The organism is Streptomyces guryensis (assembly GCF_021261325.1).
Classification (GTDB): Bacteria; Actinomycetota; Actinomycetes; order Streptomycetales; family Streptomycetaceae; genus Streptomyces; species Streptomyces guryensis.
The window spans coordinates 297623-323577 of the sequence record NZ_JAJSBI010000004.1; the positions used below are offsets into that span (position 1 = coordinate 297623).

A 25955-nucleotide genomic window follows, 5' to 3' on the forward strand; every position below is an offset into this window, starting at 1 on the left:
CGTCCCGATTAATCGGTGAGGCTAACCTAACCTTACCCGTCGCCCGGATCCCGCAAAAGTGCAGAGGGGCGCGGATCGCATGTGATCCGCGCCCCATTGCTCTGAAATTGCTCTGAAATTGCTCTGACCAGCGGTTACTGATCCCGGTACATCTCCGCGACGAGGAACGCCAGGTCGAGGGACTGGCTGCGGTTCAGACGGGGGTCGCAGGCCGTCTCGTAGCGCTGGTGCAGGTCGTCGACGAAGATCTCGTCGCCGCCGCCCACGCACTCGGTGACGTCGTCACCGGTGAGCTCGACGTGGATGCCGCCCGGGTGGGTGCCCAGGCCCTTGTGGACCTCGAAGAAGCCCTTGACCTCGTCGAGCACGTCGTCGAAACGGCGGGTCTTGTGACCGGAGGCCGCCTCATACGTGTTGCCGTGCATCGGGTCGGTGATCCAGGCGACGGTCGCGCCGGAGGCGCTGACCTTCTCGACCAGCTCGGGGAGCTTGTCGCGGACCTTGTCGGCGCCCATACGGACGATGAAGGTCAGCCGTCCCGGCTCGCGGTCCGGGTCGAGGCGCTCGATGTACTGCAGCGCGTCCTCGGCAGTCGTCGTCGGGCCCAGCTTGATGCCGATCGGGTTGCGGATCTTCGACGCGAACTCGATGTGCGCACCGTCCAGCTGGCGGGTGCGCTCACCGATCCACACCATGTGCCCGGAGACGTCGTACAGCTGCCCGGTGCGGGAGTCCACCCTGGTCAGCGCCGACTCGTAGTCCAGCAGCAGCGCCTCGTGCGAGGAGTAGAACTCGACGGTCTTGAACTCCTCGGGGTCGGTGCCGCAGGCCCGCATGAAGTTCAGCGCGTTGTCGATCTCCCGGGCCAGCTGCTCGTAGCGCTGGCCGGACGGGGACGACTTCACGAAGTCCTGGTTCCAGGCGTGCACCTGGCGCAGGTCGGCGTAGCCGCCGGTGGTGAAGGCGCGCACCAGGTTGAGCGTGGAGGCGGAGGCGTTGTACATCCGCTTCAGCCGCTCGGGGTCCGGGATCCGGGCGGCCTCGGTGAAGTCGAAGCCGTTGACGGAGTCGCCGCGGTAGGTCGGCAGCGTGACGCCGTCGCGGGTCTCGGTCGGCTTGGAGCGCGGCTTGGAGTACTGGCCGGCGATACGGCCGACCTTCACGACCGGCACCGAGGCGGCGTACGTCAGCACGGCGCCCATCTGCAGCAGCGTCTTCAGCTTGTTGCGGATGTGGTCGGCGGACACCGCGTCGAAGGCCTCGGCGCAGTCGCCGCCCTGGAGGAGGAACGCCTCTCCCTTGGCGACGGCCGCCATCCGGGCGCGCAGCTGATCGCACTCGCCCGCGAAGACGAGCGGCGGATACGACTCGAGGTCCGCAACGACTGCGCGCAGAGCCTCGGTGTCGGGGTACTCGGGCTGCTGCGCCGCGGGCAGATCTCGCCAGGTGTTGCCAGCGCTCGCGCTGGTCTTAGCGTTCACGGTCACCCCGTAAACATTACGGGGTCGTGTCGACTGCTTTTCCCTCCGCTCGACTGGTGAGACGGAGGGATCACCGTCCGGACAGCGCGGTGGTGCGGTAGGGTGCCTGCCATGTTCGCGCATTCGACCCAGAACTGGTGGTGGACCGCTCATCCGGCGGCCCACTGACTGCGCGTACGCAAGACTTCGCGAAGGCCGCCCGAGGGGCGGCCTTCGGCGTTTCCGGGGCCGTTCCTCACCGACATCGACATCGACTCGGCAGAGCTCGATATCGCTCGACATCGCTCGACATCGACGGAAGAGGAACCATGGATCTCGTACGGCTCCTGCACGACCCCCGCCCTTTCGCCCTGCTCCGCCGGCGCTCCCCCGGCCACGACGAGCAGACGGTCGAGCTGCTCCTCGGCCCGGTGGCTACGTACGACCGCCTGGCCGACCTCCCCGACGAGGGCCTCGCGCTCGTCCCCTTCCGCCAGATCCGCGAACGCGGCTTCGACGTCCGTGACGACGGGACGCCTCTGGCCTTCCTCACCCCCGAGGAGTCGTACGAGATCCCGCTCCCCGACGCCCTCGCGCAGCTCCCGGCGCACGACGTGCGCGTGGCGGGCGGCGGCTTCGACGTCGACGACGAGGAGTACGGCGAGATCGTCGGGCGGGTGCTGCGGGAGGAGATCGGGCAGGGCGAGGGCGCCAACTTCGTGATCCGGCGGACGTACGAGGGCGGGATCCCCGGGTTCTCCCGCAGGGACGCCCTCGCGCTCTTCCGGCGGCTGCTGGAGGGCGAGCGGGGCGCGTACTGGACGTTCGTCGTCCACACCGGGGACCGGACGCTGGTCGGGGCCAGCCCCGAGGTGCACGTCCGGATGTCCGGCGGCACGGTCGTCATGAACCCGATCAGCGGGACGTACCGATATCCCGCCGAGGGCCCGACGCCCGAGCACCTGCTCGACTTCCTCGCCGACGGCAAGGAGATCGAGGAGCTGTCGATGGTCGTCGACGAGGAACTCAAGATGATGTGCACCGTCGGCGACATGGGCGGGGTCGTGGTCGGCCCGCGGCTGAAGGAGATGGCCCATCTCGCGCACACCGAGTACGAGTTGCGCGGGAAGTCCTCGCTGGACGTGCGCGAGGTGCTCAAGGAGACCATGTTCGCGGCCACCGTCACCGGCTCGCCCGTGCAGAACGCCTGCCGGGTCATCGAGCGGCACGAGGTCGGCGGGCGCGGCTACTACGCCGGCGCCCTCGCGCTGCTCGGCCGGGACTCCGGCGGCGCCCAGACCCTCGACTCCCCCATCCTCATCCGCACCGCCGACATCGACGCGGACGGGCGGCTGCGGGTGCCGGTCGGCGCCACCCTCGTAAGAGGCTCGGACCCGGCGAGCGAGGTCGCGGAGACGCATGCGAAGGCGGCGGGCGTGCTGGCGGCCCTGGGAGTTCGTCCGTCACGGCCGCGCGAGGAGCACGCGCGCGTACGTCTCGCCGACGACCCACGCGTGCGTGCGGCGCTCGACGGGCGCCGGGCCTCGCTCGCCCCGTTCTGGCTGCGGATGCAGGAGCGGTCCGCGCAGCTCACCGGACACGCCCTGGTGGTCGACGGGGAGGACACCTTCACCGCGATGCTCGCGCACGTCCTGCGGTCGAGCGGGCTGGAGGTGACCGTCCGGCGCTTCGACGAACCCGGGCTGCGCCGGGCCATGCTGGCGCACGAGGGTCCGCTCGTTCTGGGCCCGGGCCCGGGTGACCCCGCCGACCTGGACGACCCCAAGATGCGGTTCCTGCGGGAGCTGACCGCCGAGGTGGTCCGGGAGAACCGGCACGGCGTGCTCGGCGTCTGCCTCGGGCACGAGCTGATCGCCGCCGAGCTGGGTCTGGAGATCGTACGGAAGGATGTTCCCTTCCAGGGGGCGCAGACGACGATCGAGCTGTTCGGGCGGACGGAGACCGTCGGCTTCTACAACAGCTTCGTGGCGCGCTGCGACGACGAGGCGGCCGGCGAGCTGGCCGCGCACGACGTCGAGGTCTGCCGGGCCGCGAACGGGGAGGTGCACGCCGTACGAGGGCCCGGGTTCGCCGGAGTGCAGTTCCACCCGGAGTCGATCCTGACGCTGAACGGGGCAGCTGTCGTCAGGGATTTGGTGGCTCGACTGCGCGGCACCAGCGCGTGCTCGGAGAGGCGGCCGGCCTTGTAGCAGTGAGCCCGTCCGGGGGCTGTTCCCCCGGACGGGCTGGTTCACCGGCGTCAGCCGAAGAAGACCCCGACCTCCTCGTACAGCTTCGGGTCCACCGTCTTCAGCTTCGCCGTCGCCTCCCCGATCGGGACGCGGACGATGTCGGTGCCGCGCAGGGCGACCATCTTGCCGAAGTCGCCTTCGTGGACGGCGTCGATGGCGTGCAGGCCGAAGCGGGTGGCCAGCCAGCGGTCGAAGGAGCTGGGGGTGCCGCCGCGCTGGATGTGCCCGAGGACGGTGGTGCGGGCTTCCTTGCCCGTGCGCTTCTCGATCTCCTTGGCGAGCCACTCGCCGACCCCGGACAGGCGGACATGCCCGAAGGAGTCCAGCGACCCGTCCTTGAGGACCACGTCGCCGTCCTTGGGCATGGCACCCTCGGCGACGACCACGATGGGGGCGTACGAGGCCTTGAAGCGGGAGGTGATCCAGGCGCAGACCTGTTCGAGGTCGAAGCGCTGCTCGGGGATGAGGATGACGTTGGCGCCGCCCGCGAGGCCGGAGTGCAGGGCGATCCAGCCGGCGTGCCGGCCCATCACCTCGCAGACCAGGACCCGCATATGGGACTCGGCGGTGGTGTGCAGCCGGTCGATGGCCTCCGTGGCGATGCCGACCGCGGTGTCGAAGCCGAAGGTGTAGTCGGTGGCGGAGAGGTCGTTGTCGATCGTCTTCGGCACGCCGACGACGGGGACCCCGTACTCGTCGGTGAGGCGCGCCGCGACGCCCAGGGTGTCCTCGCCGCCGATCGCGATGAGCGCCTCGACCTCCTGCTTGGCGAGGTTCTCCTTGATCCGGCGGATGCCGTTCTCCTGCTTCAGCGGATTGGTGCGCGAGGAGCCGAGGATGGTGCCGCCGCGGGGCAGGATGCCACGCACCGCGGGGATGTCGAGGCGGACGGTGTCGCCTTCGAGCGGTCCGCGCCAGCCGTCCCGGTAGCCGACGAAGTCATAGCCGTACTCCTGCACGCCCTTGCGGACGATGCCCCGGATGACGGCGTTGAGTCCGGGGCAGTCGCCGCCTCCGGTCAGTACTCCGACCCGCATGGAAATGTCCCTTCGCCGCAGTTGCCTGGTGACAGCCACGCTAATGGTGATCCAGGTCACAGAGGGATGGGCGGGAAGGGCAATTCCGGTGAATCGGCGGGCGGTTGGTTTACCCGCCGTCAAGCTCTCGCGGCCATTAGCTCCTACTCGTCGTCGAGTCCGCGCTCTATCGCGTACCGGACGAGCTCCACCCTGTTGTGCAGCTGGAGCTTGCCGAGGGTGTTCTGGACGTGGTTCTGGACCGTGCGGTGGGAGATGACCAGGCGTTCGGCGATCTGCTTGTAGCTCAGGCCCTTGGCGACCAGGCGCAGCACCTCGGTCTCGCGGTCGGTGAGCTGCGGGGCGCCCGGCTGGCCGGTGTCCGGTGCGGGCGCGGGCTCGGAGGCCAGCCGGCGGTACTCGCCAAGGACGAGGCCGGCCAGGCCCGGCGTGAACACCGGGTCGCCGACGGCCGTGCGGCGCACCGCGTCCAGCAGCTCGTCCGTGGAGGCCGACTTCAGCAGATAGCCGGTGGCACCGGACTTCACCGCCTCCAGGACGTCGGCGTGCTCGCCGCTCGCCGACAGCACCAGGACGCGCAGCGCAGGGTTGTGGCCGACGAGCTCCTTGCAGACCTGGACGCCGGGCTTGGCGGGCAGGTTCAGGTCGAGCACCAGCACGTCGGGGCCGGCGGCCTTGGCCCGCCGTACGGCCTGGTCGCCGTCGCCCGCGGTGGCGACCACGTCGAAGCCGGACTCGGCCAGGTCGCGGGCGACGGCGTCGCGCCACATGGGGTGGTCGTCGACCACCATGACCCTGATCGCGCCCTGCCCCTCGTCGGTGGAATCCGTCATCGCCGCTCTGCCTTCCCCCGTGGGTCCTTCGCGTCCTTCGGTACTTTCAGTTCGACCTCGGTGCCCTGTCCGGGCACCGAGATCAGCTCGGCGCTGCCGCCGAGTTCGCGCAGCCGGCCCCGGATCGACAGGGCGACACCGAGCCGCCCCTCGCCCTCGGCCTGCGCGAGCCGCCCCTCGGGGATGCCGGGTCCGTCGTCCCGTACGGTCACCACGACCTCGTCGGGCTCGTCCTCGACGAGGATCCACGCGCGCGCGTCCTCGCCGGCATGCCTGCGCACGTTGTCCAGGGCGGCGCCGACGGCCGCGGCCAGCTCCTTCGCGGCGGGCCTGGGCAGCAGTACGACGGCTCCGGGTTCGGCGAAGCTGACCTTCGCGGCGGCGTACGGGGCGAGCAGCGCCCGCAGGTCCACCGGCCCGTCCTCGTCGTACGACGGCTCCTCCACGGCCCGTACGACCGCTCCCTCGGCGGCGTCCTCCGACACCCGGGAGACGGGCACCAGCCCGCCGGAGACCAGGGTGCGCAGCGCGACCTCCTGTTCACCGGCCATCCGGCCCAGCTCCGCCGCCTCCCCACCGATCACCAGGCCCCGCCGCTGCACCATGGCCAGCACCTGCAGTACGCCGTCGTGGATGTCGCGGGCGAGCCGCTCCCGCTCCCTCGTCGCGGCCTCGATCTCCAGGGCCCGGGCGAGGGTGCGCTCGGAGGCGCGGGCGACCTCGACGACGTAGCCGATGGCGATGGAGGCGACCCAGACCAGGATCACGTTGTGGATGGTGTCGCGGGCGGGGGCGCCGCGCTCGATCAGGTTGGCGGCGGCGACCGGCGTCGACGCGAACGCGGCCCAGCGCCAGCCGCCCTTGATGGCGTACGCGAGGACCGAGCCGGCGGTCCATATCGACGGCAGGGTGGGGCCGCCGCTGTGGACGTGCTGCTCATTGGCGGCCAGCGGGGTGAGGAGGATGCCGGTGAGAGCGATGGCCAGGTCGACCGCGAGGAAGCGCTTGGTGCAGGCGGCCGCGCTCTGCACCCGGGGCAGGGTCGCCAGCGTCCACACGAACAGGACGACGTAGTAGGCGATGGCGATGCCCGCGCTGTCGTACTCGTCGTAGGCGGTGGCGAACAGGCCGACCGCGTACAGCATCGTGAGCACCCGGTACCCGGTGAGGGCGCGCCACAGCGGCTGCTCGACCGACATCCTCATGACACGCTCGCGCTTGGGCATGCCCCCCACCCCCCTCGACCGGGAGCCTAGGCCCCGGACTGCTCCTTCTTGGCCAGTTCCAGTTCCTTGGCCTGTTCCTTCTCGGCCTTCGCCGCCTCCGCGATCTGCCGCTTCGCCGCGGTCGCGTATATGTCGACGTACTCCTGGCCGGAGAGCTTCATGATCTCGTACATGACCTCGTCGGTGACCGCGCGGAGCACGAAGCGGTCGTGCTCCATGCCCTGGTAGCGGCCGAAGTCGAGGGGCTTGCCGATACGGATGCCCGGGCGCATCAGCTTGGGCATGACCTTGCCCGGCGGCTGGATCTTCTCCGTGTCGATCATCGCGACGGGGATGACCGGCGCGCCGGAGGCGAGCGCCACGCGCGCGAGGCCACCGGGCTTGCCCCGGTAGAGGCGGCCGTCGGGCGAGCGCGTGCCCTCGGGGTAGATACCGAACAGCTCGCCGCGCTCCAGGACCTCGAGGCCGCTCTTGATCGCGGCCTCGCCCGCGCCGCGCGCACCGGAGCGGTCCACCGGGAGCTGGCCGACGCCCTTGAAGAAGGCGGCCGTCAGCCGGCCCTTCACGCCGGGCGTGGTGAAGTACTCGGCCTTGGCGATGAAGGTGACCTTGCGGTCGAGGACCGCGGGCAGGAAGAACGAGTCGGAGAAGGAAAGATGATTGCTCGCCAGAATGGCGGCACCCTCCGCAGGAATGTTCTCGAGGCCTTCCACCCAGGGCCTGAAGGCGACCTTCAGCGGTCCTCCGATGGCAACCTTCATCGTGCCGTACAACACCCGTGTGCCTCCTGTTTCCGTCGATCAGACCTTAACCCGGAGCACTGTCAAAGGAGCCGACGACCCTGGTCGGTGTCAGTGCGGTCGCGTACGGTGAAGCACCTGGACTTCACGTCACTCTCAACTCTCATGAACAGGAGACCGAAGGTGCCGGTCCTTCCTGGAGCCGAGCCGTACCGCCACGACGGCGGGGAGGTAGGCGTCCTCCTCTGCCACGGCTTCACCGGTTCCCCCCAGTCGCTGCACCCCTGGGCCGAGTATCTCGCCGAGCACGGCCTCACGGTCTCGCTGCCGCTGCTGCCCGGGCACGGCACCCGCTGGGAGGACATGCAGCTCACCGGCTGGCAGGACTGGTACGCCGAGGTGGACCGCGAGCTGCGGTCCCTGCGCGAGCGCTGCGGCGAGGTATTCGTGGCCGGCCTGTCCATGGGCGCCACCCTGGCGCTGCGCCTGGCGGCGAAGCACGGGGAGGCGGTCTCCGGCGTGGTGGTCGTCAACCCGGCGAACCGCATGCACGGCATCTCGCCGTACGCCCTTCCGGTGGCCCGTCATCTCGTGCGGACGACGAAGGGGATCGCCAGCGACATCGCGAAGGAGGGCAGCGCCGAGCTGGGCTACGACCGGGTTCCACTGCACGCGGCGCACTCCCTGCGCACCTTCTTCCGGCTGGTCGACGGCGAGCTGCCGCAGGTCACGCAGCCGCTGCTGGTGCTGCGCAGCCCGCAGGACCACGTCGTGCCGCCGGCCGACTCGGCGCGGATCCTCGGCCGGGTCTCGTCGAGGGACGTGACGGAGATCCTGCTGGAACAGAGCTACCACGTGGCGACGTTGGACCACGATGCGGACCGGATTTTCGAAGAGAGCCTCGCGTTCATCGGCCGGCTCGCACCCAGTGTCGGCAAGGAAGGGACGGCCGCAGGTGGCTGAGCACGACTCGGACCGCGAGGACCGCGAGCCGGAGGAGCAGGGCGTCCCCTTCGACGAGGACGCCGCGTGGGCCGCGATCGTCGCCGGCTACGGCGACGAGCCGAAGGACCCGCCGGGCACCAAGCCGTTCAAGTCGGTCGAGGACCTGGCCCTGCTCGAGCCGGAGACCAACGACGACTCCGAGGGTGAGGCGCCGAAGCAGGAGAAGCCCAAGAAGCCCCTGGGCGGCTCCGTCTCCTTCGCCCCTGGCGTCGGCCCGCGCGACTACACGGCCGCCGAGCCGTCCGAGGACGACTTCGACGAGGACGACGAGGGTCACTTCGTACCGCCGGAGCCGCCGCCACTGCCCACCGCCGACGCGACCGCTAAGTTCGCCTGGCTGGGAGTGATCGGCGGTCCGATCCTGCTCCTGCTGGCGGTGCTGCTCAGCTGGGACATGACCTGGTGGCTGGCCACGCTCGGCATCGGCGGCTTCCTGGGCGGTTTCGCCACGCTGGTGATGCGGATGAAGACGGACGACGAGGACAACGACGATCCGGGACGCGGCGCCGTCGTCTAGCTCCCCGGGATCTTGAGGGCGGCCAGGACCGGAACGTGGTCCGTGGCCGCCCTCAGGGCAGTACCTCTCGACGCCGCCCTCGCACTGCTCGGCCCCAGGGGCCTCACAGGCTTCGGGCGACGGCGCCGGACCCCGTCCGGCGGGTGTGGCTCAGGAAGCGGGCACGCGAAGTGCGGCCAGCACGGGCAGGTGATCCGTCGCCCTCACGAGGTCGGTCTCAGCCACCCCGGCATGCCCCCGCGGGACGCCGCAGCCGAGCACCTCGATGCCCTTGGTGGCGAAGATCGCGTCGATGCGCTGGAACGGCGTGGTCGGCGTCGAGGTGAATTCGCCGCCCCAGGGGGTGGTGGCCCAGCAGTCCTGCAGCCCGTCGGCGAGGCGGCTGAAGGTCCGGCCGGTTGGCCGGTCGTTGAGGTCGCCGCCCGCGATCGCGTGCTCCGCCCCGAGGCCGGCCAGGCGGTCCAGGAGCATGCCGCCCTGTTCGTACCGCTCTTCCGCCTGCAGGGAGAGGTGGCAGCTGAGCACGCCGAGGCGGGCGCCGCCGAAACGGACCACCGCGGTCGCGAAGCCGCGGCGGTGCAGGCCGGGGGTGAGCGGGAGGAGGACGTCCTCGGTACGCTCGACGGCCCCGCGCAGGGTGCACAGGATCGCCGGGCCGGAGGCCGTGGCACCTCCGGTGAGGATGACCTGGCCTGCGGCCGATGCGAGACGGGCCAGTTTCTTGCGCCAGCGGAAGAAGCGGGGGGCTTCCTGGATGAGGACGAGATCGGGGGCGCAGGCGGTGATCACCCTTGCCAGGGCGTCCGTGTCATCTCGCATTGAGCGGATGTTGTAGCTCAGGACCCTGATGACGGCTGAACCGTCCGGTTCCGTGTGGGAGTTGGGCAGCAGCTCCATGTGATCAATCTACGCCCAATGGGGCAGGGCGCGAGGTGAGTGCGCGAGTGCCGGTTGAGTGTGGCTTGTCGCGCGGTGCCCCGCGCCCCCTGAGAGAACACCGTGGCCGTATGGCAAGCGGTGGCCGTCACATGATGGGGTCCGGCTCCCGGGCCAGGTCTGCCGCGCCCACCAGGCCCGCCTTGTTGCCCAGTTGGGCGGCGATGACCTCGGCGACCGGGCGCCAGTTGCCGCCGACCAGCCAGCGCTTGTAGGACTTGCGGATCGGGTCGAGGACCAGTTCGCCCTCGTCTGAGAGGCCGCCGCCGACGATGAAGGCGGAGGGGTCGAAGAGGGAGGCCAGGTCGGCGAGGCCCGCGCCGGCCCAGCGGGCGAGCTCGCGGTAGGAGTCGACGGCGACCGGGTCGCCCTGCCGGGCGGCCATGGAGATGTGCTTGCCCTCGATGCCGTCGGGGCTGCCGTCACCGAGGCCGAGCAGGATCTCGGCGCTCTCGGGGGTGGCGTTGGCGCGCTGCTTGGCGTACCTGACGAGGGCGCGCCCGGAGGCGTACTGCTCCCAGCAGCCCTGGCTGCCGCAGCCGCAGAGCAGGCCGTCCGGCACCATGCGGATGTGGCCGAACTCGGCGGCCACGCCGTAGTGCCCGCGGCGCAGCTTGTTGCCGATGATGATGCCGCCGCCGAGGCCGGTGCCGAGGGTGATGCAGATGACGTTGCGGTGGCCCTTGCCCGCGCCGAACTTGTACTCGCCCCAGGCGGCCGCGTTGGCGTCGTTCTCCACGACGACCGGGAGGCCCACGCGGGCCTCGACCTTCGTCTTCAGCGGCTCGTTGCGCCAGTCGATGTTGGGCGCGAAGTAGACCTCCGAGCGCTGGCGGTTGACGTAACCGGCCGCACCGATGCCCACACCCACGATCTCGTGCCCGGCGCGTGCGCCCTCCACGGCGGAGGCGATGGCGTCCACGATCGCCTCGGGCGTGCCCGGGGTCGGCACCTTGTACGTCGAGAGGATGTTGCCTTCCTCATCGACCACGCCGGCCGCGATCTTGGTGCCGCCGATGTCGACGCCGATGGTGAGTCCCATGAATCCCTCAGTTCCGGTCGAGCCCCGCTACGGCCAACCGTACCCGAGGCCCTGCCCGCCAAGGCCTTGACGTCCAGTCGCTGGGCAGGCGGGAGCAGGACGGCGGGGCCCGAGGGAGGGGTCCGGGGGAGGTGTCAGTCCAGGTCGATGCGTTGCCCGGGGCCGGTGCCGCCCTCGTCGCCGTCTCGGCGCTCGTCCAGATCCTTGTGCAGGTCCGTCGTACGGGCCGTCCAGCGCTGTTCCTGGGCCTGGACGGCGGAGCGGTAGGCAGCGAGCAGTTCGTTGCCCGCGGCTGCGAGATGGTCGAAGACGTCCGGATTGCGTTCGATGACGGGCTCGACCGCGGCCTTCGCCTGCTGGACGACCTGCTTCACCACCTGCTGGGCGGCCGGTCCGGCGACGGAGCCGAGCAGCGGCGACTGGATCGACGACAGCTTCTCCGAGACGGCGTCGACGAGCTTGCGCAGTTCCTCGCCGGCCGAGATCGGAGGCTGGCCGTACTCGGCGCGGCGGCGGGCCTTCTCCGCCGCGAGGTCCTCGGCACACGCCTTCGCCCAGGCGTCGGCGTCGGTCGCCCGTACCTCGTCGATCACCTCGTGTTCTCCGGCGTCGGACGAGGGGCGCTCTTCGCTCATGACGACCTCCTGACTACGGTTCGTCTCTACGACGTTACCCGAATGGGCGTACGTGGTTCACGGCCTCTGGGGCCACAGATCCGGGTCGGGCACGAACCGGATGCGCAGTTCGCCCCCGCGCAGCGCGGCCCCCTCGACGGTGCAGCGGCGCAGGACGGACGGCAGCGGAACGATACGGCGGAACTGGCTTGCCGCCACGACGAGTTCGTCGCCGCGCCGGATGAGGTCCAGGTCGTCGCGTATGGCGCCGGGCAGGGGGATGTGCCAGACGAGCACGCCGTCGTCGGCCAGCCGGTCGACGACGGGCCACTCCACGGTGGAGGTCGTGTCGTTGACGTCCAGGGCGCCGGGGACGGCGAGCGCGGCGAGGTCGTCCGTGCCGCGCGGGTCGCGGCCGAGGTGGGCGACCGTCCGGACGTGGTACGGCTCCTGCCACTCCTCCAGGGCCTTGCGCTGCTGGGCGACGAGCCCGGCGAGCCAGCCGTGCGCGCCCTCCGGCAGCACCCGGTTGGCCACCACGCTGTCGGGGCGCAGTCCGCGCAGGGCGAGGGCGAGGGAGGCGGAGCGTACGGCGTCCGCACCGGCCTGCCCCGGTTCGGCTACCAGCCGTACGACGGTGTCCCGGTCGGCGAGGACCGCCTCGACGGCGCCGAGTTCCGTGTCCCAGCGGGCGGCCGTCTCGTACAGCCATTCCGAGGGCATGGGAATCCCGGCCAGCCGCCCGAGAACGGGACGCAGGGCCCGGGCCGCCTGCCGCTCGGGCGGCAGCAGCCGGCGCAGATAGCGGCGCAGTTCTTCGGGCAGGGCGAGCAGGGCGAGCGCCTCTGTGATGGGCGGCAGATCGACGACGAGCAGGTCGTGGGCCTCCGCGAGCGCCGCGTCCCGCAGGGCACGCAGCAGGGTCAGCTCCTCGGCACCGGGGAGGGGGGTGACCTCCTCGGCATCCAGCCGGGAGGCCCCGAGGAGATCGAGGACGTTGGCAGCGCGTTCCTGGAAGGAGGTGAGGTCGTCCCGAAAACCGGCGGCGGCGTCGGGGCGCCAGGCGGTGAGGTTCGGGGCGACGGTGACCGGGGCGGCTCCCGTCGCGGCACCGAGCACCGCACCCAGGGTGTCGGTGCGATCGGCGCTGAGGACGAGCGTGCGGGTGCTCGCGCGAGCGGCGGCCAGAGCGGTGGCGGCCGCGATGGTCGTACGACCGCTACCGCCAGGCCCGGTGATCAGGATGGTGCGCATGAGGCTGAACGGTAACGGAGACCGCCCCAGGGGCACGGGGCTGCGTCAATGTGCGGCTCCGCCGCGTGGGCGCGACCAGCCCAAACGCACCCGCACCCGCACCCGGCGACGAACCCGCACCCCTGCGGCGAGACCTACTTCTCCCCCGACTCCACCCGCTTCTTGAGCCCGGCCAACGCCCGGTCGATGATGACCTTCTCAGCCTTGCGCTTGATCATCCCGAGCATCGGAATCTTGACGTCCACCGTCAGCTGGTAGGTGACCTCCGTCGCCGCCGCCCCCGCCGACTTCAAGATGTACGACCCGTCGAGCGCCCGCAGCATCTGGGACTTGACCAAGGTCCAGGAGACCGAGTTCTCACCGGTCCAGGTGTACGCCAGCACCTGGTCGTCCTTGATCGCGCCGGCGTCCATGACGAGGCGGACCTGCTCGGCGCGGCCCTGGGCGTCCGTCGCGAGGACCTCCGCCTCCTTCACCTCGCCGGTCCAGTCCGGGTAGCGGGCGAAGTCTGCGATCACCGCCAAGACATCGGCCGGTGCCGCCTCGATCGTGATGCTCGAGCTGGTGTGTTCCGCCATCGCTGTGGCTCCTCCAGATGCGGGCCGGTAAAGAGGTCGTGGTGCGCACGGTGCGCGCAGCGTGAAGGCTACCGCGCACGTCGGCGCCCGCCTTCACCCCCACCTGCGTTCATTCACCATTCAAGCGCCCAGGGCTTCCCGGTCCCCGCGAAGTGCCCCACGTTCACGCACTCCGTGGCCCCGATCCGCATGCGTCGCACCAGCGGCTGGTGGACGTGGCCGAACAGCGCGTAGCGGGGGTGGGTGCGGCGGATCGCGTCCAGCAGCGCCCGGCTGCCCCGCTCGAAGCGGCGCGCCACCGTGTCGTACACCAGCTCGGGCACTTCCGGTGGGATGTGGGTGCACAGCACGTCCACCTCGCCGACGGCCTCGATCTTGGCCGCGTACTCCTCGTCGCTGATCTCGTACGGGGTGCGCATGGGGGACTTGAGGCCGCCGCCGACGAAGCCGAAGGTGCGGCCGCCGATCTCCACGCGCTCGCCGTCGAGAACGGTCGTACCCGGGCGGGCGTACTCCGGCCACAGGGGCGGCATGTCGACATTGCCGTAGGTGGCGTACGTCGGTGTGGGGAAGGCCGCGAACATCTCGGCGTACTGCTTGCGCACCGCCTGCTCGATCGCGGCGGCCCGGTCCGTGCCGATGCCGCCCCACAGCCGGGCCCCGAACTCCCGTGCCTCCTGGAAGCGGCGGGCGGTGCGCAGCTCGACGATGCGGTCGGCGTTCTCCTCGCCGAACAGGTCGGGGAAGATCCCGCGCGAGTGGTCGGCGTAGTCGAGGAAGAGGACCAGGTCGCCCAGACAGATCAGGGCATCGGCGCCCTCGCCGGCTCTGGCCAGGTCACGGGCGTTGCCGTGCACGTCGCTGACCACGTGGACACGTGTCCTGCGGCCGCCGGGGGGTGTGGATGCCATGGCGATCAAGGGTAAGCGTGTGGGGTGTACGTGAACAGTGGCGGCCGGTCCTGCCGTTACTGGCTAGTCAGTTAGTCGGTGGACTACCGTACGCAAAGGAACACCAACCTGTGTGACGCAGCGAACATCTCGCCGGGACCCCCTGTCGAAGAAGCCATACCGGCGGGTAACGTCCGGGCAGTCCAGTCGTGCTCAGCATTTCAACCACTGAATCTCTGAGCACCTGCCCGAGCCTTGGACGCACCGTCGCATCACACAACGTCGTGGCGCCGGCGCCCTATGAGGAGCAGCAGTCTTGCGCGAGTTCAGCCTTCCGGCTTTGTACGAGGTCCCTGCGGACGGCAATCTGACCGACATCGTCCGCAGAAACGCCGCGCAGCATCCCGACGTCGCCGTGATCGCCCGCAAGGTGGGCGGCGCCTGGCAGGACGTGACGGCCACCGTCTTCCTGGCCGAGGTGCACGCGGCCGCGAAGGGACTGATCGCCTCCGGCGTCCAGCCCGGCGACCGGGTCGGCCTGATGTCCCGCACCCGCTACGAGTGGACACTGCTGGACTTCGCGATCTGGAGTGCGGGCGCGGTCACCGTGCCGGTGTACGAGACCAGCTCGCCGGAGCAGGTGCAGTGGATCCTGTCCGACTCGGGCGCGACCGCCATGATCATCGAGCTGGACAACCACGCGGCCGCCGTCGAGTCGGTGCGCGAGTCGCTGCCGGCCCTCAAGAACGTCTGGCAGATCGAGGCCGGCGCGCTGGAGGAGCTCGGCAACCTCGGCAAGGACGTCACCGACGCCATGGTCGAGGACCGCAGCTCGCTGGCGCGGGCGGACGACCCGGCGACGATCGTCTACACCTCCGGCACCACCGGCCGCCCCAAGGGCTGTGTGCTCACCCACCGCAGCTTCTTCGCCGAGTGCGGCAACATCGTGGAGCGGCTGCGCCCGCTGTTCCGCACGGGTGACTGCTCCGTGCTGCTGTTCCTGCCGCTCGCCCACGTCTTCGGCCGGCTGGTGCAGATCGCGCCGATGATGGCGCCGATCAAGCTGGGCCTGGTCCCGGACATCAAGAACCTCACCGACGAACTGGCCTCGTTCCGGCCGACGTTGATCCTAGGCGTCCCGCGCGTCTTCGAGAAGGTCTACAACTCGGCGCGCGCCAAGGCGCAGGCGGACGGCAAGGGCAAGATCTTCGACAAGGCGGCGGACACCGCGATCGCCTACAGCCGCGCGCTGGACACCCCGTCCGGCCCGTCGATCGGCCTGAAGATCAAGTACAAGACGTTCGACAAGCTCGTCTACAGCAAGCTGCGCGCCGTGCTCGGCGGCCGCGGCGAGTACGCCATCTCGGGCGGGGCCCCGCTGGGCGAGCGCCTGGGTCACTTCTTCCGCGGCATCGGCTTCTCGGTCCTGGAGGGCTACGGCCTGACCGAGTCCTGCGCCGCCACCGCCTTCAACCCCTGGGACCGCCAGAAGATCGGCACGGTCGGCCAGCCGCTGCCCGGCTCGGTGATCCGTATCGCGGACGACGGCGAGGTGCTGCTGCACGGCGAGCACCTGTTCAAGGGGTACTGGAACAACGAGGCGGCGACCGCGGAGGCGCTGGCCGACGGCTGGTTCCACACCGGTGACATCGGCACCCTCGACGAGGACGGCTACCTCAGGATCACCGGCCGCAAGAAGGAGATCATCGTCACCGCGGGCGGCAAGAACGTCGCCCCGGCCGTGATCGAGGACCGCATCCGGGCGCACGCCCTGGTCGCGGAGTGCATGGTGGTGGGCGACGGGCGGCCGTTCGTGGGCGCGCTGGTCACCATCGACGACGAGTTCCTGGGCCGCTGGGCCGCCGAGCACGGCAAGCCGGCGGGGTCCACCGCGGCGTCGCTGCGCGAGGACGCGGACCTGCAGGCCGCGATCCAGTCGGCAATCGACGACGGCAACGCCGCGGTGTCGAAGGCGGAATCGGTGCGGAAGTTCCGCATTCTGTCCTCCCAGTTCACGGAGGAGTCGGGCCACCTGACGCCGTCCCTGAAGCTCAAGCGCAATGTGGTGGCGAAGGACTACGCGGACGAGATCGAGGCGATCTACGCGAAGTAGCACGCTCCGGTCCGACGACGGCTCATGGCGCGGTGTCCTCCACGAGGACCCGCGCCATCGTCCGTTCGGCGAGCGCGGTGATCGTGACGAACGGGTTCACGCCGATCGAGCCCGGCACCAGCGAGCCGTCGGTGACGTACAGCTTCGAATACCCCTTCACCCGGCCGTAGTTGTCGGTCGCCTTGCCGAGGACGCAGCCGCCCAGCGGGTGGTAGCAGAAGTCGTCGGCGAAGATCTTGCTGGAGGAGCCGAAGAGGTCGTAGCGGTAGATGGTCGCGTTGGCCGAGTTGATCCGGTCGAACAGCTTCTTGGCCATGGCCACCGAGACGGCACTCTGCGCGGCACTCCAGCCGAGCTTGACCGAGCCGGTGGAGGAGTCGTACGTGAAGCTCGCCCGCTCCGGGTTCTTGGTGATCGCCAGATAGAGGCTGACCCAGGTCTCGAACCCGATCGGCAGCGGGGCGATCTCCGCGAAGACCGGATTGTCGGTGTTGGCCCAGTCGTCGATGCCCATGACCGGCATGGTCGACTGGTTGGCGCCGGTGGTGTCCCAGATGTGGTTGGCGCGGCCGAGCATCGTGTTGCCGTTGGTCCCCCACCCGGCGCCGACGCTGGAGTTCAGCGCGGGCAGGGCACCCGTGTCCCGTGCCCGGACGAGGAGTTCGGTGGTGCCGAGGCTGCCGCCGCCGAGGAAGAGGTACGTGCAGCTGTACTGCTTGGTCTCGACGACCGCGCCGGTGTTGTCGATCCGGTCCGCGGTCAGGGTCCAGCTCCCGTCACCGGCCCGGCTGACGGCCTTCACCTTCTCCAGGGTGTTGATGGTGACGTTCCCGGTGCCGAGCGCCGAGGCCAGGTACGTCTTGTCGAGGCTCCGCTTGCCGTAGTTGTTGCCGTAGATGACCTCCTGCCCGAGCGCGGACCTGGTCGCCGTTCCGGCCGCCTCGCGCTGCATGTAGTCGAAGTCGTAGACGTTCGGGACGAAGGTGGTCTTCAGACCGGTGTTCGCCGCGGCCTTACGGGAGGTCCGGGCGAACTGGTACCACTCGGTGGACTCGAACCACGTGGGGTCGACGGTGTTGACGCCGAGCATGGAGCGGGCCCGCGGGAAGTACGTGTTGTACATCTCGCTCGCGTCCACGGTGGGGAACTGCTCGGTGAAGTACGACTGGAGCGGCGTGACCGCCATTCCGCCGTTGACCAGGGAACCGCCGCCGACGCCGCGTCCGACGTACACGGACATGTTGTCGAAGTGCACCCGGTCCAGGGCGCCGGGGTACGGCGTGATGTCCTTGTTGACGACGTCCAGCCAAAGGAAGCTGGCCAGCGGGGCCTCGGTGCGGTTGCGGAACCACATGGAGCGCTGGTCCGGGGCGGCGGTGGAGCAGAAGATCTTGCCGTCGGAGCCGGGGGTGTTCCAGAGGCGGCCCATCTCCAGGACGAGGGTGCGGATGCCGGCCTGGCCGAGGCGGAGGGCAGCGACTGCGCCGCCGTAGCCCGAACCGACCACGATCGCCGGGGCGGAGTCGACTGCGTCGGGTTCGGCTGCGTGGTCGGACTGCAGTCCGATGCGGGTGAGGCCGGCCGTGGCCGCCGTCTGCAGGGCAATCATGCCGAGGATTTGACGTCTCGTCAGCTGACGTTGTATCAGTTTTGCTGTCATGTGCGCAGCATGGGCGGATTTTCGCGTTCCGCCTAGGGGTTCTGCCGGTTTGGGGCGCCTTTTGGGGCGCCGGGTACCCAATCTGGCGTCTGCGGGTGATTCGTGGCTTGTCGCGCAGTTCCCCGCGCCCCTAAAGGAGCGCCTTCAGCCGCTCGGCGAGCAGATCCCAGCGCCACTTCTCCTCGACCCACTCCCTGCCGCGCTCCCCCATCCGCCGCCGCAGCTCCGCGTCCCCCAGGAGCACCACGATCCGGTCGGCTGCCTCCTCGGCGGAGCCGCCCCTCACCACCCAGCCGGTCTCGCCGTCGAGTACCGCGTCCGGGGCGCCACCCGAGTCGCCCGCGACCACCGGGAGGCCCGTCGCCGATGCCTCCAGGTAGACGATCCCCAGGCCCTCCACGTCCAGCCCGCGCCGGCGCGTGCGGCAGGGCATGGCGAAGACGTCTCCGGCGCCGTAGTGGGCCGGGAGGTCGGACCAGGGGACCGGGCCCGTGAAGCGGACCGAGTCGGCGACGCCGGTCTCGTGGGCCAGCCGCCGCAGGTCCTTCTCGTAGGGCCCGCCGCCGACGATCAGCAGTACCGCCTCCGGCTCGGCGCCCAGGACGCGAGGCATGGCGAGGATGAGGGTGTCCTGGCCCTTGCGCGGTACCAGCCGGGACACGCACACGACCACCGGCCGGTCGGTGAGGCCGAGTCGCGCCCGGACCGCGTCGCCGCCCGACCCGGGGTGGAAGGTCTTCTCGTCGACGCCCGGCGGCAGCTGCACCATCCGCCCGGCCGCCCGAGGTGTCAGCGCGGCGGCGATCCGTGAGCGCGTGTACTCGCCGAGGTAGGTGATCGTGTCCGTCGACTCCCCGATCCGGCGCAGCAGCTGCCGCGCGGCGGGCAGCTGCGCCCACCCGGCCTCGTGACCGTGGGTCGTGGCCACCAGCCGCTCGGCGCCCGCCTTGCGCAGGGCCGGCGCCATCAGGCCGAGCGGGGCCGCCGCCCCGAACCACACCGACGTGCAGCCGTGCTCGCGCAGCAGCCCGACGGCCCGCCCGGTGGCGCCCGGCGTGGGCAGCAGCATGGTCGTGGCGTCGCGCACGACGGTGAAGGGCTGCTCGGCGTCGAAGGCGGCCGTGGCCTCGATCCCTTCCTTGCCGCGCTTCCAGGTGGACGCGTAGACGACGAGCCGCTCGGGGTCGAGCCGCAGCGCCATGTTGTGCAGAAACGCCTGGATACCGCCCGGGCGGGGCGGGAAGTCGTTCGTCACGATCAGGGTCTTGTGCATCGCCGCCGACCTTATCCAACGGGTCGCGCACAGCTCGGCACGGCCACGTTTATGGCAAGCACACAGCTGTACAGGACATCATGTTCCCCTCAAGACCGGAACGGGAAGCGGACTGAAACGGGGCTCCGGTGGACATTGCGGGTGGAAGGCGGACCCTTGCGGCGCTGCTGGTGACCTGGGGCCTGACCAGGGCGATGCTGCTGCTGTTCGTCCTCAAGGTGTTCGTCTTCCCAGGTCCGGACGTCACGAGCGACGTGTCCGTGATCTATCAGGGCTGGTACGAGACCCTGCGCCACGGCACCTTCCCGCTGGACGACGTCACCTGGCAGTACCCGCCCGCCGCCGCCCTCCCGATCCTCTCCCCCGCGCTGCTGGGCTTCCTCGACTACGCGACGGCCTTCTTCGTCCTCGCCTTCCTGGCGGACCTGGTCGTCCTGGCGCTGCTCGCATACGCGGGCCTGCGCCCCGGCAAGACCCTGCGCGGCGCCTGGGTGTGGGTGCTGGGCGTACCGCTGCTCGGACCGACCGTGTACGCGCGCTACGACGTGATGGTCACCGCGGTGGCCGTGGCCGGGCTGCTGGCGGGCGCCCGGCATCCGCGCGTGATGGGGCTGCTCGTGGGCTTCGGGGCGATGCTGAAGGTGTGGCCGGCGCTCCTGCTGGTCGGCGTGCGCAAGCGCGGCACCTGGGCCTGGGCGGTGGCAGCCGTGGCCGCGCTGGCGGCGGTGTTCGCGGTGACCATGCCCGGCGCCTTCGCCTTTCTGACCTTCCAGCGCAACCGCGGCACCGAGGTGGAGTCGCTGGGCTCCCTCGTCTTCCACATCGCCCGGCACTTCGGCTGGAACGGCCAGGTGCAGCTCAACTACGGCTCGATCGAGTTCCTCGGCCCGTATGTCGGTCTGGTCAGCTCGGCTGCCCTGTTCCTGACCGGTGTCGTCTTCGGCTGGCTGCTGCTGTGGCGGCTGATGGCGACCCGGTTCCTGCCGAACACGCTCGCCGACGCGGCCTTCGTGGGGGTGCTGATGTTCACGGTCACCAGCCGGGTGATCAGCCCGCAGTACATGGTGTGGCTGGTCGGTACGGCGGCCGTCTGCCTGTGCTTCAGGAGCAGCCGGATGAGGGTGCCGGTGGCTCTGGTCCTCGCCGCCGCGTTCGTGACGGTGCTGGAGTTCCCCCTCTGGTTCGTGCACGTCGTCGCGAGCGACAGGCTCGGTGTCACCCTCCTCGTCGTCCGCAACGGCCTGCTGGTCGTCGCCGCCGTGCTCGGCGCCGTGGAACTGTGGCGGTCGACGGTCTCCCGCGACCCCGTCCCGCCCCTGCCCGCGCAGGCCGCCCGCACCTGGGAGACCTCGGCTTCCTCCTGAGAAGGACCGGGCAGGCCGGCCCCGAGTGCGCCCGGCTCGGCGAGGCCGTCGTCCGGCTGGATCAGCCCAGTTGGGCCCGGAGATAGTCCCGCCACTGCACGGTGAACTTCTCCGGCGTCGTCCCCAGTACCTGCCTCATCGCGCCCTCCACCGAGCCCGCCCGCTGCTGGTGGTCACCGACCGCCCGGTAGAACTGCCCGAGCCGCTCCAGGCCCCACTGCTGTGCGATCAGCCTGCAGGCCATCCAGCCGCCCTCGTAGGCCTGCGCCAGCTTCGTCGCGTCGCCGCTGAAGCCGAAGTCCTTGTCGGTGGGCAGGAGTTGCGGCACGTGTCCCTCGGTCACCGCGCGCGACAGCTCGGGCGCGGCCTCGGCCGCGGTGCGGCCGGTGCCGAGGTAGCCGATCCAGTCGGCGTACCCCTCGGACAGCCACAGCGGGGTGGCGGCGTTGGTGTGGGCACGGGTCGCCACGTGGGTGGCCTCGTGGGTGAGCACGACCTGCTTGCCCAGCGGGCCGAGCAGGGCGTACGCGTCCGGGTTGACGATGATGCGGTCCGCGGGCGCGGTCGGCGGGCCGCCCACCTCGCCCGTGGTGACCGCCGCGATCCCGCGGTACTGCGAGGCGGGCGAGCCGAGCAGCCCCGCCATGCCCTCCACCGACCCCGGCACGAGCACCACCACGTGCCCCGCCCAGTCGGTGCCCCAGGCCCCGGACACGGCCGGCACCGCACGGTCCGCGAGGTCGGCGTACGAGTGCAGCGACTCGCTGGACTGCCCGGTGCCGAGAACGATGCTGTGGCTGCCGCGTACGACGGTCACGGGGCCCTGGTCCCACAGCTGCTGGGCGGACTTCCTGGCGGGGGTGTCCGCGTCCACGTACCACCGTCCGCCGGTCTCCCGGGAGAGGGCCAGGGTGCGGCCGACGGTGACGGGTGCGTTGTCGTATCCCTCGATGCGGTAGCGCAGTTCGGCGTCGGCGGTGGCCTTGTCGCCGGTGCGGCGCAGGGCGGTCACACGGTACGACCAGGACGCCAGCGGCACTCCGCGCAGGTTCTCGAACCAGCCCGGCGCGCCTGTCTTCAGGAAGGCCGTCCGGTCGCGGTCGAGGACCGCGGTGGACCGCCGGTCGAGCACCCGCTGCAGATCGGCCTCGGCACCGCCGGCGGGCGGCCGCCCGCCGCACGCCACCAGCGAGACGAGCAGCAGCACGAGCGCCACCACTGAGAACCTCGACGCCCGCCCACGACCAGCCACTTTCCGATCGTAAGGCCGACAGGGGCGGTTGGTCAGACCCTCGTGACCGAGGACACCGGCAGCATGTCCACGGGGTCGTAGCGCACGGGCGCGCCGGGGTAGGGCGCGTGGATCACCTGACCGTTTCCCATGTACATCCCGACATGGCTGGCGTCGGACCGGTAGATGACCAGGTCACCGGGGCGCGCCTCGGAGAGCGGGATCTGCCGACCGGCGTACGCCTGCTCCTGCGAGGTGCGCGGCAGCTGGACTCCGGCCTGCGCGTACGACCACTGCATCAGGCCCGAACAGTCGAAGCCGTAGGGGCCGGTGGCGCCCCAGACATACGGCGTGCCGAGTGCGGAGCGGGCGGCGGCCATCGCGGCGGCCGCGCGGGCCGAGGCCGGGAGAGCGCTGCCGAAGTCGGGGAAGAGGTCGCCGCGGCCGCCCCGGGAGGCGCGGCCGTAGGCGGCACGCTCCCCGTACGGCAGGGAGTTGAGCAGCCGGCGGGCCTCGGCGAGTTTCCGCTCGACGATCTTCTTGTGGGTGGCGACGGCCTTGCGGCTCCTGTCCAGCTCGGCGAGCTTGCCGACCGCCTCGGCGCGTTCCTGGGCGACATTGCGCATCTCGGACTGGAGGTCCCTGAGTTCGCCGGTCTGCTCGGCGGTGATCCGGTCGAGCACAGAGGCCTTGTCGAGGTAGTCGGCCGGGTTGTCGGAGAAGAGCAGGGCGAGGGTCGGATCGAGGCCGCCGGAGCGGTACTGGGCGACGGCCAGCGAACCGAGCGACTCCCGCATGGTGTTGATGCGGTCCTGCTGCCGGGCGATCAGGTCCTGCGCGTCGCTCACCTGTCTGCGCAGAGTGTCGGCGTGCTCGTCGGCCTTGTTGTAGGCCTCGGTCGCCTTCTCGGCCTCCGCGTAGAGGCGGTCCACCTCGGCCCGGGTGTGGTCGTACGGAGCGGCGTCGGCCGGGACGGCGCCGAGGGCGGAGGCCGCGGCGGACAGCACACACAGGGCGGTGCCGGCGCCCCGGTTGAACCCGGACGTCGGTGCAAGGCGGCGATGAGACCCCACGGGAAGCCGCGCTCCTTCCGCTGGCGACAAGGACTGCCTCCCCGCCTCAGCGGGGAAACGCGGCAGACAGTAGCCCCGCGGTCGGGCACCGGCCAAAGACCTCCGTGGCCACGCAACGTGACGCCCCGCCTCTGACGCAGGTCATGGGCGGGGCGTGGGGTCAGTGCGGGTTCAGGTAATTCGCCCGTTCGGGCGGACCAGTGTCCTGATCTCGAAACGGATCCTCAGGGGTGCGTGTCAGATCCGGACGCCGAACTGGAACGGCATGTCGCTGATCGCCTCGTAGCGCACGACGGTGCCGGTGCGCGGGGCGTGCAGCACCATGCCGTTGCCCGCGTAGAGGCCGACGTGGTGCAGGTCGCCGTAGAAGAGGACGAGGTCGCCGACCTTGAGCTGGCTCTCGGAGTAGATCCGGGTGCCGGCGTTGGCCTGATCCTGCGAGGTGCGCGGTATCGAGACACCGGCCTGGCCGTAGGCCCAGGAGGTGAGGCCCGAGCAGTCGTAGGAGGCGGTGCCGGTGGCGCCGTAGACGTACGGCTTGCCGAGCTGGGTCTGGGCGGCCTGGAAGGCCGCCTGCGCACGGGCCGAGGCGGCGGTCGCGTTGCCGAGGTCCACCCGCTCGCTGGCCGAGCGGCTGGCGCGGGCGTCGGCGGCGGCGAGCGACGCGCGCTCCGCGGCCGTGAGCGAGTTGAGCAGCTTCTGCGCCTCGGCGAGCTTGCCCTGGATGTCCTGCTTCTTCTTGCCCAGTTCGGTGCGGGTGGAGGCGAGGTCCTTGAGCTTGTCGGAGGCCTCGGCGCGCTCCTGGGCGAGTTCGCGCTGTTTCTCCTGGATCTTCTTCAGCGCCTCGACCTGCTGGGCGTTGAGCTGGTCGGCGGTGGACGCCTTGTCCAGGTAGTCGTCCGGGTTCGACGACAGGAAGAGCTGGAGGGACGAGTCGATGGTGCCGGTGCGGTACTGGGAGGCCGCCGCCAGGCCGATCGAGTCGCGCAGCCCGTTGAGCTCTTCCTGACCCCGGGCGACGTTGTCCTGGATCGTGGAGATCTCCTTCTGGAGCTTCTGCTGCTTCTCCTTGGCGCCGTTGAACTTCTCGGTGGCCTGCTCGGCCTCCTCGTACAGCTTGTCGACCTTGGCCTTGACCTCGTCCTTGGAGGGCTTCTCGCTCGGCGCGGCGTTCGCGGCCTGGGCGCTGATAGCAACAGCGGCAGCAGCTGCGGTGGTGAGCACAGTCACGCGAGCCCGGCTCGGCTGCTTCGGTCGACGATGGGACGCCACGGACGCGGGCTCCTTCTTGTGAGTGATCACCCGTTCGGAGGTTCGAGGCCAGACCTTAGTGACCTTCCTGTGATCACTTCAAATCCTCGCGTGAAAAATCCTAGTGACGCAATGCATTCTTTGCACATAACCCACATGCGGTGACGCCAGGTTGACGCTACGTTGCGTGACGATTGCGCCAATTCGGGCATTAAACCTAGAAGTTCGACCTTCGGGACAGCGGCCCGGGAAGGGGCTCAGGAGAGCCGCTTCAGGAGCATCGCCGAGGCGACCGGACGGGCCCCCGCGCGGGCCACTCCGTCGGCCACCTCGCGGTCCGTGGAGGCGACGATGACCGGCCGCCCGGGCGGCTCCGCACGCACCAGCTGGCGGATCAACTCGTCGGCGGTGACGCCCGCTTTGGAGAACAGCACCCGCACTCCGCGCGGCGGCGCGAGCAGCACGGGAGCGGCCAGCTCGGCCCCGTCGAAGACGCAGGTGACCTCGGCGCCGGTCTGTGCAGCGAGTTGCGAGAGCTGGCCGAGCAGCCTCAACCGCTGCTTCTCCAGTGGCATTTGGGGATAACCCGTTTTAGTGACGTTGTAACCGTCGACGACCAGATGCGCCTGCGGCAGTTCGAGCAGCTGGTCCAGGATCGCGGGGTCGTTCTCGGACAAAGCGCGCGCTGCGATGTCCTTCGGGGTCATTCGTCCTGGTTCGACCGCATCGACGGTCTCCGCCGGCCGTACGGACACGGGCGGCAACGCCAGCTCCCGGCGCAGCCCCTGGGCCGCGTCCAGGACGGTGTCCAGAAGCAGGCGCACGCGCATGTCCTCGACACTGCGCCCCTCGCGCGCTGCCTTGCGCGTGGCCTCCAGGGCGGCCTCAGCCTCCCCGAGCCGCGACTTCAGGCGCCGCGACTCGCTCTCGGCGGCGGACACCTGTGCCTGCCCCTCGGCGCGTACGGTCTCGATCTCGCCCTGGATCTTGCGCAGGGCGGCCTCGCCCCGCTTGACGTCGCTGAGGGCCGCCCGCAGCTTGCGGTGCAGCGAGTCGGCCTCCTTCTTGGCCGCGTCCAGCTCGGCGCGCAACCGCTCGGTGTCGGTCCGGGTCTGCTCCCGGGCCCGGCCGAGCTCCTCGCGCAAGCGCTCCAGCTCGGCCCGGCTCTCCTCGTCGGCGCGCTCGGCGTCGGCCCGCTGGGCCTCCTCGCCGGCCGCGGTCACGAGCTTCACCCAGCCGGTGGGCCGCAGAACATAGGCCGCGGCCGCCACGTCGAGCGGATCCGCGGCCGGGGGCGGCGAGCCGGAGTCGAGGGCGCCGGCGAGTTCCGGCTGGGCCTCTCTGAGCTTCTCCCCGATGCGCTGCCGGAACAGCGGATCGGTCTCCAGTGCGGCCGCCATCGCGTTGCCGGCGAACTTGGCCCGCCGGTTCGGAGCGAAACGGGCGTACTGCCGGAGCTGCGCGGGCAGCTCGCCGACGGTCAGCCCGCCGAAGCCGTCCGAGACGATCTGGACGACCCTGCGGCGCACTCCGTCGGGCAGCGGACGGTCAAGCACCTCGGCGGTGCCGTCGTCCGGCCCCCCGCCTGTGGTCTCCACCATCCGTC

At 70.6% G+C, this 25955-nt stretch carries 23 protein-coding genes; 6 read left to right on the forward strand and 17 right to left on the reverse strand.

Annotation, left to right across the window (positions count from 1 at the left end):
- Positions 1 to 134 precede the first annotated feature (134 nt).
- Complete coding sequence (locus LJ657_RS10890; RefSeq protein WP_232648231.1) at positions 135 to 1487, reverse strand: class II 3-deoxy-7-phosphoheptulonate synthase; 1353 nt, start codon at positions 1485 to 1487, stop codon at positions 135 to 137.
- Positions 1488 to 1592: 105 nt separating this feature from the next.
- Here LJ657_RS10890 and LJ657_RS48920 point away from each other — a divergent pair, with 105 nt between their 5' ends.
- Together LJ657_RS48920 and LJ657_RS10895 are read left to right on the forward strand one after the other, a co-directional pair.
- Positions 1593 to 1649 (forward strand): trp operon leader peptide, encoded by a 57-nt coding sequence (locus tag LJ657_RS48920; RefSeq protein ID WP_071528813.1) that lies wholly within the window; start codon positions 1593 to 1595, stop codon positions 1647 to 1649.
- Between the two features lie 140 nt (positions 1650 to 1789).
- Positions 1790 to 3670: an anthranilate synthase family protein gene (locus LJ657_RS10895; protein WP_232648232.1), complete on the forward strand. Its 1881-nt coding sequence runs from the start codon at positions 1790 to 1792 to the stop codon at positions 3668 to 3670.
- A 50-nt stretch (positions 3671 to 3720) separates the two neighbouring features.
- On the opposite strand, the gene LJ657_RS10900 is transcribed toward LJ657_RS10895, so the two are convergent.
- From LJ657_RS10900 to LJ657_RS10915, 4 genes are all read right to left on the reverse strand, one after another.
- Positions 3721 to 4749, reverse strand: a complete 1029-nt coding sequence (locus LJ657_RS10900) for a 6-phosphofructokinase (protein ID WP_232648233.1) — start codon at positions 4747 to 4749, stop codon at positions 3721 to 3723.
- 143 nt (positions 4750 to 4892) lie between these two features.
- A complete protein-coding gene (locus LJ657_RS10905) occupies positions 4893 to 5582 on the reverse strand; it encodes a response regulator (RefSeq protein WP_232648234.1) in 690 nt (229 codons plus the stop codon).
- The gene (gene macS / locus LJ657_RS10910) at positions 5579 to 6808 is read right to left on the reverse strand and encodes a MacS family sensor histidine kinase (protein ID WP_232648235.1); all 1230 of its coding nucleotides are present in this window, start codon (positions 6806 to 6808) and stop codon (positions 5579 to 5581) included. Before macS ends, LJ657_RS10905 begins: the two co-directional genes overlap by 4 nt.
- A gap of 26 nt (positions 6809 to 6834) precedes the next feature.
- On the reverse strand, positions 6835 to 7584 hold the full coding sequence (locus LJ657_RS10915; protein ID WP_232648236.1) for a lysophospholipid acyltransferase family protein: 750 nt from the start codon (positions 7582 to 7584) through the stop codon (positions 6835 to 6837).
- A gap of 147 nt (positions 7585 to 7731) precedes the next feature.
- Here LJ657_RS10915 and LJ657_RS10920 point away from each other — a divergent pair, with 147 nt between their 5' ends.
- Both LJ657_RS10920 and LJ657_RS10925 read left to right on the forward strand, forming a co-directional pair.
- Complete coding sequence (locus LJ657_RS10920; RefSeq protein ID WP_232648237.1) at positions 7732 to 8511, forward strand: alpha/beta hydrolase; 780 nt, start codon at positions 7732 to 7734, stop codon at positions 8509 to 8511.
- Entirely contained in the window at positions 8504 to 9070 is a 567-nt protein-coding gene (locus LJ657_RS10925; protein ID WP_232648238.1) for a hypothetical protein, read from the forward strand. Before LJ657_RS10920 ends, LJ657_RS10925 begins: the two co-directional genes overlap by 8 nt.
- 150 nt (positions 9071 to 9220) lie before the next feature.
- On the opposite strand, the gene LJ657_RS10930 is transcribed toward LJ657_RS10925, so the two are convergent.
- From LJ657_RS10930 to LJ657_RS10955, 6 genes are all read right to left on the reverse strand, one after another.
- Positions 9221 to 9967: an endonuclease/exonuclease/phosphatase family protein gene (locus LJ657_RS10930; protein WP_232648239.1), complete on the reverse strand. Its 747-nt coding sequence runs from the start codon at positions 9965 to 9967 to the stop codon at positions 9221 to 9223.
- Between the two features lie 127 nt (positions 9968 to 10094).
- Entirely contained in the window at positions 10095 to 11048 is a 954-nt protein-coding gene (locus LJ657_RS10935; protein ID WP_232648240.1) for an ROK family glucokinase, read from the reverse strand.
- A gap of 134 nt (positions 11049 to 11182) precedes the next feature.
- Positions 11183 to 11683, reverse strand: coding sequence for a DUF5304 domain-containing protein (locus LJ657_RS10940; protein ID WP_232648241.1), 501 nt, complete (start codon positions 11681 to 11683; stop codon positions 11183 to 11185).
- A 57-nt stretch (positions 11684 to 11740) separates the two neighbouring features.
- Positions 11741 to 12916, reverse strand: coding sequence for an ArsA family ATPase (locus tag LJ657_RS10945; protein WP_232648242.1), 1176 nt, complete (start codon positions 12914 to 12916; stop codon positions 11741 to 11743).
- 134 nt (positions 12917 to 13050) lie between these two features.
- A complete protein-coding gene (locus tag LJ657_RS10950; RefSeq protein ID WP_232648243.1) occupies positions 13051 to 13494 on the reverse strand; it encodes an SRPBCC family protein in 444 nt (147 codons plus the stop codon).
- A 113-nt stretch (positions 13495 to 13607) separates the two neighbouring features.
- Complete coding sequence (locus tag LJ657_RS10955) at positions 13608 to 14363, reverse strand: metallophosphoesterase family protein (RefSeq protein ID WP_232648423.1); 756 nt, start codon at positions 14361 to 14363, stop codon at positions 13608 to 13610.
- A 337-nt stretch (positions 14364 to 14700) separates the two neighbouring features.
- Between LJ657_RS10955 and LJ657_RS10960 the strand changes: the two genes are divergently transcribed.
- Positions 14701 to 16497, forward strand: coding sequence for an AMP-dependent synthetase/ligase (locus LJ657_RS10960; protein WP_232648244.1), 1797 nt, complete (start codon positions 14701 to 14703; stop codon positions 16495 to 16497).
- 22 nt (positions 16498 to 16519) lie between these two features.
- On the opposite strand, the gene LJ657_RS10965 is transcribed toward LJ657_RS10960, so the two are convergent.
- Together LJ657_RS10965 and LJ657_RS10970 are read right to left on the reverse strand one after the other, a co-directional pair.
- Positions 16520 to 18157: a GMC oxidoreductase gene (locus LJ657_RS10965; protein ID WP_505016515.1), complete on the reverse strand. Its 1638-nt coding sequence runs from the start codon at positions 18155 to 18157 to the stop codon at positions 16520 to 16522.
- A gap of 130 nt (positions 18158 to 18287) precedes the next feature.
- Complete coding sequence (locus LJ657_RS10970) at positions 18288 to 19430, reverse strand: glycosyltransferase family 4 protein (RefSeq protein ID WP_232648246.1); 1143 nt, start codon at positions 19428 to 19430, stop codon at positions 18288 to 18290.
- Between the two features lie 128 nt (positions 19431 to 19558).
- Between LJ657_RS10970 and LJ657_RS10975 the strand changes: the two genes are divergently transcribed.
- Positions 19559 to 20794, forward strand: coding sequence for a glycosyltransferase 87 family protein (locus LJ657_RS10975; RefSeq protein ID WP_232648247.1), 1236 nt, complete (start codon positions 19559 to 19561; stop codon positions 20792 to 20794).
- A 61-nt stretch (positions 20795 to 20855) separates the two neighbouring features.
- Here the strand turns inward: LJ657_RS10975 and LJ657_RS10980 are convergent, their stop codons facing one another.
- From LJ657_RS10980 to LJ657_RS10995, 4 genes are all read right to left on the reverse strand, one after another.
- Complete coding sequence (locus tag LJ657_RS10980) at positions 20856 to 22046, reverse strand: hypothetical protein (RefSeq protein ID WP_232648248.1); 1191 nt, start codon at positions 22044 to 22046, stop codon at positions 20856 to 20858.
- Positions 22047 to 22078: 32 nt separating this feature from the next.
- On the reverse strand, positions 22079 to 23098 hold the full coding sequence (locus LJ657_RS10985; protein ID WP_232648249.1) for a C40 family peptidase: 1020 nt from the start codon (positions 23096 to 23098) through the stop codon (positions 22079 to 22081).
- A 237-nt stretch (positions 23099 to 23335) separates the two neighbouring features.
- A complete protein-coding gene (locus tag LJ657_RS10990; protein ID WP_232648250.1) occupies positions 23336 to 24370 on the reverse strand; it encodes a C40 family peptidase in 1035 nt (344 codons plus the stop codon).
- 236 nt (positions 24371 to 24606) lie between these two features.
- Positions 24607 to 25950 (reverse strand): NYN domain-containing protein, encoded by a 1344-nt coding sequence (locus LJ657_RS10995; RefSeq protein WP_232648251.1) that lies wholly within the window; start codon positions 25948 to 25950, stop codon positions 24607 to 24609.
- Positions 25951 to 25955: the final 5 nt, after the last annotated feature.